5 protein-coding genes are annotated in these 4,608 nt (G+C 62.1%); 4 read left to right on the forward strand and 1 reads right to left on the reverse strand.

What is annotated here, in order from left to right; all coding sequences use genetic code 11:
• From CKO15_RS13275 to CKO15_RS13285, 3 genes are all read left to right on the forward strand, one after another.
• Positions 1–1,205 (forward strand): ATP-binding protein (locus tag CKO15_RS13275; protein ID WP_200197181.1); only part of this gene is annotated, 1,205 nt, incomplete at its 5' end.
• Between the two features lie 72 nt (positions 1,206–1,277).
• Positions 1,278–2,027: an SDR family oxidoreductase gene (locus tag CKO15_RS13280; RefSeq protein ID WP_200197183.1), complete on the forward strand. Its 750-nt coding sequence runs from the start codon at positions 1,278–1,280 to the stop codon at positions 2,025–2,027.
• A 127-nt stretch (positions 2,028–2,154) separates the two neighbouring features.
• Positions 2,155–2,991 (forward strand): aldo/keto reductase, encoded by an 837-nt coding sequence (locus CKO15_RS13285; RefSeq protein ID WP_200197190.1) that lies wholly within the window; start codon positions 2,155–2,157, stop codon positions 2,989–2,991.
• A 79-nt stretch (positions 2,992–3,070) separates the two neighbouring features.
• Here CKO15_RS13285 and CKO15_RS13290 read toward each other — a convergent pair whose 3' ends face one another.
• Positions 3,071–3,847: a methyl-accepting chemotaxis protein gene (locus tag CKO15_RS13290; protein WP_242464803.1), complete on the reverse strand. Its 777-nt coding sequence runs from the start codon at positions 3,845–3,847 to the stop codon at positions 3,071–3,073.
• A gap of 313 nt (positions 3,848–4,160) precedes the next feature.
• On the opposite strand from CKO15_RS13290, the gene CKO15_RS13295 reads away from it, so the two are divergent.
• Positions 4,161–4,580, forward strand: coding sequence for a hypothetical protein (locus CKO15_RS13295; protein WP_242464802.1), 420 nt, complete (start codon positions 4,161–4,163; stop codon positions 4,578–4,580).
• The last annotated feature ends 28 nt before the right edge of the window (positions 4,581–4,608 follow it).

The raw sequence follows: 4,608 nt of genomic DNA on the forward strand, positions 1-4,608 counted from the left end.
CTGTGGAAGAGGCGCGCCAGCGCACACTCGACGATCAAAGGATGTTCCTCGCCGCGGTCAGCCACGACCTGCGCACACCGCTCAATGCCATCTGCGGTTTCCACGATCAGTTGGCGCACTCCGACCTCGATCCACAGCAACATCATTATGTACAGCTATGCCAGGCCGGTGCCCGGACACTGCTCGGACTCATCGATACCGTCCTGGAACTCTCGCGGCTGGAAGCCGGACGGGTTGAGCTGCGCGAGGAGGATTTTGATCTGCACCTGTTTATGGATAATCAGCTGGGGCTTCTCGCGCCGCTGGCCGAGCAGAAAGGCCTGCGCTTGGAATGGTCTCTGAGCACAGAACTCCCGTGCCGCATCCACGGTGACCCGGTGCGTCTCGGTCAAGTGCTCTACAACCTGATCAGCAACGCGCTGCGCTTTACCGAGGCCGGCAGCATCGACGTTCATGTTGAGCGCGGCTCATCCGAGGGAGACCTTCTCTTCACCGTCACAGACACCGGAGCCGGCATCCCCGAGGAGGATCAACCCCACATCTTTGACGCCTTTCGCCAGGCCGGACCCGTCCTGGCGCGCCACGAGGGCAGCGGCCTCGGGTTGAAGATCTGCAAAGAGCTGGTGGAACTCATGGGAGGGCGCATCTCGGTCGAAAGCGAACCCGGCCACGGATCGAGGTTTCGCTTTACAGTGGCGATGCCGCCGGCCTTGGCGACTGTCGCACCGGCTGCATCGGCACCCCCATCCAAAGTGGGCAAGGTGGATACAGGGGCGCCGGTCGGTGCTGGCCTACAGGTGCTCGTCGCCGAGGATAAGCCCATTAACGCCCTGCTTGTGCGAAATCTGCTTGAACAGGCCGGATGCACGAAGATCAGCTGCGTGGAGAACGGCCGCGAGGCGATTGAACACTGGCAGGAATCGAGACCCGACCTCATCCTGCTCGATCTACAAATGCCCGAAATGGATGGCCGTGAGGCTCTGCGTCAGATCCGGGCACAGGAGGCAGAGCACGAGTTGCCGCGCACACCGATCGCACTGGTCACTGCCCATGCACTCGAGCACTTTCAGCAAGAGTGTTTCGGCATCGGCTGCGATGCCTACCTTCACAAACCGCTTGAGCGCACGGAGCTTTGGCTTTTGCTGGCGCGGACCCGGGCGGGACTGACCCAGGCCAATCTAGCCGAGCGGATGCACACCAGCTAGGATGAGCGACCCCGCCCCACCCACTTGGACTGGCTTTACTTACGCAAAGTTTAGTAAGGGAGAGAGGGCACCATGAGTGAGCATCCGGTCTGCCTGGTTACGGGTGCGGCCCGCGGGATCGGCTACGGCATCGCGCAGCGCCTGGCCGGTGACGGCTGGCATGTGATCATGGGCGATCTCGACGAGGCGGGGTGCCGGATCGCTGCAGAGCGTATCGGTCCCCAAGCTACAGCGATCGCCTTGGATGTGCGCGACGAGCGCAGTATTGAGCAGGCGGTAAACGAGGCGCAGCTAGCCCATGGCAGGCTCGATGGGCTCGTCAACAACGCCGCCATCAGTGATCCCGGCCATCAGCCAGTCGAAACACTCCGTTTGGACCAGTGGCAAGCGTACCTCGATACCAATCTCACCGGAGCCTTCCTGCTCTGCAAGCACGCCCTGCCCATGCTCCGTGCCCAACGCGGGGCGATCGTGAATATCGGCTCCTCTCGCGCCTGGCAATCGGAGCCCCACACCGAGGCCTACGCCGCCACCAAGGGTGGCCTAGAGGCCTTCACCCACGCCCTTGCCATCTCCGCCGGGCCGCAGGTGCGGGTCAACTGCATCCATCCAGGCTGGATCGATACACGCCCGCCGGCAACACAACGCGCCGAACCGCTGACCGCAGCCGATCACGCCCAGCATCCGGTCGGCAGGGTGGGCACTCCGGCGGACATCGCTGCACTCACCGCCTTTCTACTCAGCGCTGAGGCGGGCTTCATCACCGGGCAATCCTGGGCAGCAGACGGCGGCATGACGCGACGGATGATCTATGCTGAGTAACCACCGAGTAACCGTGCAGTGAGCTTTGCGAGGCCCGGCTGATGGCAACCGCGCCCTTTATTCACCGCCGAATCAGCGGTCACCATCCCCGGAATGAGTAGTTGTAGCCAGACTAGAAGGGACACCCATGCAACAGAGTGTAATTCTACCCAGCGGCGAGCAAGTACCGGCCCTCGGTCAAGGTACCTGGCATATGGGTGAGCGCAGCAGCGAGCGCACCGATGAGGTGGCAGCACTCAAGGCCGGATTGGATGAAGGGCTCAGCCTCATCGACACCGCCGAGATGTACGGTGACGGCGGGGCTGAACGTGTTGTGGCTCAAGCGATCGCTGGACGGCGGGCAGAGGTCTTTTTGATCAGCAAGGTGTTCCCGTGGAACGCTAGCCAAGCCGGCGTTATTAGCGCCTGTGAGCGCAGCCTGAGCCGTCTGGGCACAGACCATCTCGACCTTTACCTGCTGCACTGGCGCGGGGGAGAACCGCTCGCGAATACTGTGGCCGGCTTCCAGGACCTGCAACGCGCCGGCAAGATCCGCTATTGGGGCGTCAGCAACCTGGATGCCGACGATATACGGGCGCTCTGGCAGGCTCCCGGAGGCCAAGATTGCGCTACTAATCAGCTCCTCTACCACCTTAACGAGCGCGGTATCGAGTGGAATATCCAGCCGTTGCTAAGAGAAAGGGGCATACCTGTGATGGCCTATTGCCCTCTCGGACAAGGCAATCTCTTACAAGACCCGCGCCTAGCGGGGTTCGCAGAACGCTACGGGATGACAGCGGCCCAAGCAGCTCTAGCTTGGCTGCTTGATCAGAAGGACGTCATAGTGATTCCGAAAACGCGATCACCGCGGCGAGTCGCGGAGAACCGGGGAGCTCTAGAGGTCTCTTTTACCGACCAACAGCGCGCTGAGTTGAATGAGCTGTTTCCACCTCCGCAGGGGCCGCGACCTTTGGCGATTGTATGAGCCATATCCATTGGGTGCGCGTTATGTCACGTGGGGGCGGTTCTCAACATGGCCTTCGTGCCACTCGTAGCGGCTGCCGTCACAGCCGGAACTGCCCGACAATGCCGCGCACCTGCGCTGCCAAATCCTCCAGGCTCTGCGCGGCGCCGCGCAGCTGCTCGGCCTGCTGAGCACTCTCACGGGCGCCGTCGTTCACCTGATTAATCGACTGGTTGATCTCATTGGCTACCTGACTTTGCTGCTCCGCTGCGGCGGCGATCTGCACCGTCATCGCATCGATCTCCTCAATCGACGCTAAAATCGAATTGAGCGCATTCGCTGCCTGATCGGCATGCTCAATGCCCTGCTCTGCCCGCTGCACACTGTCGTGCATCGCCTGATCGGCGGCGTCAGCGCCGTGCTGCAACGCCTCGACAATCTGCTGAATCTCGCCGGTCGCTTGATTGGTGCGCTGTGCCAGCTTGCGGACCTCCTCAGCAACCACCGAAAAGCCGCGCCCTTGTGCACCAGCGCGCGCTGCCTCGATCGCAGCGTTGAGCGCCAATAGGTTGGTCTGCTCAGAGATGGAGTTGATCGTCTCGACAATGGTGCCGATATTTTCAGCGCGCCCCTTTAAGTCGCCGACCATCTGCTGCGTCTGCCGCACTCCGCCGGCAGTGCTCTGGTTGGCATCGCTCGTCGCCCGTACCGCCTGCTGCCCGCTCTTGGCGTTGTCACTGCCTGTCTGTAGCGTCGACTGCTCAGCGAGGGCGCGCATCTGCTCTACTGCTTGCGCTAACTGCGCAGCGACTGCACCCAACTGCTGCATGACCGCATGTACGCGCTCGGTCGTGCTGTTGAGGGCGCGCGCCGTCATTCCCACGGTGAGACGCTCGCCAACTCCGTGCGGCAAATGGCATACCTAGCGGGGAGAAGACGGTACAGAGTAAGCGAACTACACGGTCGGGCAAGCGGCACGCACCGGTTCGGGCACCGCTGCGTCGATTGAACTGCCGGACATGGGGCTCGTGGTTTGGCCGCGGATGGCAGACGACCACGATGACAAGGCGCTGCAGCAAGTTGGCCATGTCCAGGCACCGGTTAGGTAGGCGAAGGCAACCGAGGTTGCGCGGACCCAGAGCCGCAGGCAAGATGCTCTGCGTTGAATAAAAAGCTCGGGAGAGGAGCCGATGACGCTCGGAAGACGTGTGCTGCGTATCACGCTTTGGGGCTTGGGTGGCCTGCTGGTGCTCGGGCTGGCCGGTGTCCTCTGGCTGAGGCAGAGCCCTTACTGGGCAGGATTCACCCGACTCATCGGGTCGAGAATTTCCGTGTTTGGCTTTCCGCGTGGCTATCTGATGCAAACCAAGCAGGTGCAGGGCTTTCAGACCGGGGATCTGGTTCAGGCTGATGTACCAACCGGCAAGAAGGCCGGTACCTATCAGGGCCGGGTGGCCGTCCGCGCCACCGGTAGTTTCAACATCCAGACTCGACAGGGCGTAGTCCAGGGTATTTCACACCGCTACTGCCGCTTGCTGCAACGGGCCGATGGCTACGGCTATACCCTTCAACCCAAACCTAGAGAGGAGGACGCGAGCCGGGCCGCGTAATCGTGCTGCGCACGATGCGCTATCCCTC

The organism is Halorhodospira abdelmalekii, assembly GCF_016583625.1.
Classification (GTDB): Bacteria; Pseudomonadota; Gammaproteobacteria; order Nitrococcales; family Halorhodospiraceae; genus Halorhodospira; species Halorhodospira abdelmalekii.

Bases quoted from the DNA above. Each gene is read 5' to 3' on its own strand.
- CKO15_RS13295 (WP_242464802.1), top strand. From the start codon at position 4,161: ATGACGCTCGGAAGACGTGTGCTGCGTATCACGCTTTGGGGCTTGGGT.
- CKO15_RS13285 (WP_200197190.1), top strand. From the start codon at position 2,155: ATGCAACAGAGTGTAATTCTACCCAGCGGCGAGCAAGTACCGGCCCTC.
- CKO15_RS13290 (WP_242464803.1), bottom strand. From the start codon at position 3,847: ATGACGGCGCGCGCCCTCAACAGCACGACCGAGCGCGTACATGCGGTC.
- CKO15_RS13280 (WP_200197183.1), top strand. From the start codon at position 1,278: ATGAGTGAGCATCCGGTCTGCCTGGTTACGGGTGCGGCCCGCGGGATC.